Source organism: Micromonospora sp. D75, from assembly GCF_018070405.1.
GTDB lineage: Bacteria > Actinomycetota > Actinomycetes > Mycobacteriales > Micromonosporaceae > Micromonospora > Micromonospora chalcea.
On record NZ_JAGPXV010000603.1, the window covers coordinates 1 to 3,654 of the forward strand.

Genomic DNA, 3,654 nt, shown 5'->3' on the forward strand with positions numbered 1-3,654 from the left:
CGCGCACATGATAGAACGACCCCGCCGGGGCCAGCACCGCGTACCGGACGTCGTAGTGGAACGACCCGCCCTGGCAGGCGACCTGGTGGATGTCCACGTCGATCGGTTCCGGCTCGATCGTCAGACCGGCGATGCCGGACTCCTCGGTGGCCTCGCGCAGCGCGGCCGCCACCAGCGTCCGGTCGCCCGGCTCGCAGTGCCCGCCGAGCTGCACCCACCTGCGGATCTTGCCGTGCAGGCAGAGCAGCACCCGGCCGTCCGGGTCGAGCACGAGCGCGCTGGCGGTGACGTGCCCCGCCCGGTGTGTCCGGCTCATCGCCGCCGGCCCGTCGGCCAGCAGCGCCAGCGTCCGGTCCCGGGCGGCGCCGGCGGCGGGGCTGGTCGCCGTCCAGCGGCTCAGCGCCGCGACGGCGTCGGCGTGCAGGTCGGCGTACGTGGTGAGATCGGTGTCGGGCACCCGGACACTCTACGAGCGCCACCACGGTACGCCGGCGCGGCGACCCACCGGCGGACGAGCGAAAGCCGGGCGGCACCCCTGCGACGATGTCGCAGACCCTCGTGGTGCCGCCCGGCCACGCCCGTCAGCCGGCGACCGGGTCGAGACTGCGCCCCGGCGTCGGCGGGCAAGGAAGAGTTTGCCGAACCGGTCACCTCACCGTCGAGGTCTTTCACCTCAGGCTTAAAGATGGAGATTACTGCCGACGGGTAAAGTCGAGCCGTGGCGGGCACCCCCGCCGTCCGCACGGGAGCACTCCATGTTGAAGATCGTTTTCTCGGGCGAAGACGTCCTGCGGACCCGGGTCGCCCCGCGCGCGGACCCGCTCTGGGAGCTGGTTCTCAGCCTGCACCTGCTCCAGGGGCGCAGCCGCGACCCGATGATGACCACATGGCGGCGGACCGTGGCGCACGGGCTGCGCACCGACAGCGACGCCGAGCAGTACCGCCTGCTCCTCGCGCTCAACCCGCCGCGCGGCTACTTCCCCGACTTCCTCACCCCGTTCGCCAGCCGGGAGGGCTTCGAGGTGGGGCTGGACGCGGTCCGCGGCACCCCTACGGACATGCTGCGCCGCGACCTGACCCGGCTCGCCGAGGAGACCACGTTGCCGCCCTCGGCGACGGCGCTCGCCCGGGGTGAGCCGGAGACACTGCACCACCTCACCGACTCCATGGCGCGATACCAGTCGCTGGCCGTCACGCCGTACTGGGCCCGGGTGCAGGCAGCGGTCGAGGCGGACCGGGCCCGGCGTGCCCGCGCCATGCTCGACGGCGGCGCCGAAGGGCTGCTGGCCAGCCTGCGTCCGAACATGCGGTGGAACTCCGGCGTGCTGGAGGTGCTCGACTATCCGGACACCCGGGAACTGCACCTGGACGGGCGCGGGCTGCTGCTCGTCCCGTCGTTCTTCTGCTCGCGTACCCCGGTGGCGCTCGTCGACCCGACCCTGCCGCCGGTGCTCGTCTACCCGGTGGACCGGCTGGCCGGCCTGACACCGGCGTCCGGCGCCGCCGGGTCACCGCAGGGCGAGGCGCTCGCGGCCCTGATCGGCCGCACCCGGTCGCGGGTGCTGCATGCCGCCGACGAGGGCTGCACGACCGGCGAGATGGCCCGCCGGCTGCACATCTCCGCCGCCGCGGCCAGCCAGCACACCACAGTGCTGCGCAACGCCGGGCTGCTGGTCAGCCAGCGCGAGCGCAACACCGTCCTGCACACGCTGACGCCGCTGGGCCGAGCCGTCCTCGACGCCTGACCTCCGCCGGGCCGTCTCAGAGCGCCAGCGTGGCGCTGGCGGCGCTGCCGGCCGGGGGCGGGAGCAGGACGGAACCGATTCCCTCGGCGGCCAGCGCGGCGCGCAGGCGTTGCACGTCCGCGCCGAACCGGACCAGGTCCGCCGGGTCGAGCGGGGTCGGCGCCGCGCCGAGCAGCAGGCCGGTGGCCGAGGCGGGCCAGCCGGGCACGGTGGCGGCGAGCCCGGCGCGTACCTCGTCGTCTGTGACGTGCGTGAAGGTCGTGCCCGGCGCTACCACGTCGGCCACCGAGCCGATCGCCCGCCGCACCGCGTCCGCGTCGGCGGGCTCCGGCCCGGCCCGGTCCGGCAGCGTCGCCGCCGCCCGCAGGCCGGCGGCGCGCGCCTCGGCGGTACCGAGCGAGAACAGGTCCATCGAGGCGTCGCGGACGAGCGCCCGGGCGCCCTCGTCGTCGTCCCGGGGGGTGCCGAGATAACCCCGGACCACCGCGACCGGCACCTGGTCGCACTTGCCCTTGATCAGCTCGCCGGCGCCGGCCAGTTCGTCGACCACCGCCATCTGGGTGACGAACAGTTCGTTGCCGTACGGGTCGACCTCGCCCCGGTGGTCGCGGATCGCCGGCATGCCCGCCACCCCGAGCGCCACGTCGGTGAGCCCGTTGCGCCACGGGCGGCCCATGGTGTCGCTGACGATCACGGCGACGTCGAGGCCGTACCGGTCGCGCAGCGCGGCACGCAACGCCCGCGCGGAGGCGTCCGGGTCGGCCGGCAACAGCACCAGGCGGGTCTTGTCCACGTTCGACGCGTCGATGCCGGCGGAGGCCATCACGAACCCGTGGTGGGTCTGCACGATCCGGGTGGCGCCCCGCGTCGCCACCACCCGGGCGGTCTCGCCGTCCAGGATCCGGTCCCGCGCCTCGAGCCGTTCCGGACCGTCGGCGGGCACGTCGACCAGCCGGCCCTCCGCCTTCGACACGATCTTGCTGGTGACCACCAGCACGTCGCCGTCGCGCAGCCACGGCGCCGCGCCGGCGATCAGCGCCGCCAGGTCGTCGCCCTCGGTCACGTCGCCGATGCCCTGCACCGGCAGAATCTCCAGCCTCACATCAGCTCCATCGCGGCGCGCACCATCGCGGCGGTCGCCGCCTCGTCGGTCATCCGCAGCGGCGCCGCGCGGACCACCACGTCCGGCACCGCCGTGCCCTCGTCCTCCGGCGCCACCAGCCAGCCGTCGAGCAGCCCGCCGGTGGACCGGGCGCCGTAGAGGCCGGCCACCCCGGCCGCGCTGCACTCCACGCCGAGCACGGCGAGGCAGCGGTCGGCCATGCCGCGTACCGGCGCGCCGCCGATGATCGGTGACACCCCGATCACCGGGGCCGGCCCGCCGGTCACCGCGTCGCGCAGGCCGGGCACGGCCAGCACCGGGGCGATGCTGACGACCGGGTTGCTGGGCGCGATCAGCACCACGTCCGCGGCGGCGATCGCCTCCACCACGCCGGGCGCGGGCTTCGCCGCTTCGGCGCCCACGAAGACGAACCGGTCGGTGGGTACGTCGGCGCGGTACCGCACCCACCACTCCTGGAAGTGGATCGCGCGCCGCCCCTGCTCGTCGGTGACGACGGCATGGGTCTCCAGGCGCTCGTCGGTGGCCGGCAGCAGCCGTACGCCCGGTTGCCAGCGCGCCGCCAGCGCCTCGGTGACCTGGGACAGCGGATAGCCGGCGTTGAGCATCGTGGTGCGGACCAGGTGGGTGGCGATGTCCTTGTCGCCCAGACCGAACCAGCTCGGCTCCGCGCCGTACGCGGCCAGCTCGTTCTTCACCGTCCAGGTCTCGCCGACCCGGCCCCAGCCGCGTTCCGGGTCGGCGCCGCCGCCGAGCGTGTAGAGCACGCTGTCCAGGTCGGGGCAGACC

Annotated in this window: 4 protein-coding genes; 1 reads left to right on the top strand and 3 read right to left on the bottom strand. The window is 74.8% G+C overall.

Annotated features, from left to right (window positions below):
• On the bottom strand, window positions 1-457 hold a 457-nt coding region (locus KBX39_RS26285), incomplete at its 3' end, for an NUDIX hydrolase (RefSeq protein WP_210873020.1).
• A gap of 298 nt (window positions 458-755) precedes the next feature.
• On the opposite strand from KBX39_RS26285, the gene KBX39_RS26290 reads away from it, so the two are divergent.
• On the top strand, window positions 756-1,745 hold the full coding sequence (locus KBX39_RS26290; protein ID WP_043326482.1) for a helix-turn-helix transcriptional regulator: 990 nt from the start codon (window positions 756-758) through the stop codon (window positions 1,743-1,745).
• A 16-nt stretch (window positions 1,746-1,761) separates the two neighbouring features.
• On the opposite strand, the gene KBX39_RS26295 is transcribed toward KBX39_RS26290, so the two are convergent.
• Together KBX39_RS26295 and cofD are read right to left on the bottom strand one after the other, a co-directional pair.
• Window positions 1,762-2,847, bottom strand: coding sequence for a coenzyme F420-0:L-glutamate ligase (locus KBX39_RS26295; RefSeq protein WP_064447704.1), 1,086 nt, complete (start codon window positions 2,845-2,847; stop codon window positions 1,762-1,764).
• The coding region (cofD, locus tag KBX39_RS26300) for a 2-phospho-L-lactate transferase (protein ID WP_210873022.1) at window positions 2,844-3,654 on the bottom strand (811 nt) is incomplete at its 5' end. The genes cofD and KBX39_RS26295, both read right to left, overlap by 4 nt.

Bases quoted from the DNA above. Each gene is read 5' to 3' on its own strand.
- KBX39_RS26290 (WP_043326482.1), top strand. From the start codon at position 756: ATGTTGAAGATCGTTTTCTCGGGCGAAGACGTCCTGCGGACCCGGGTC.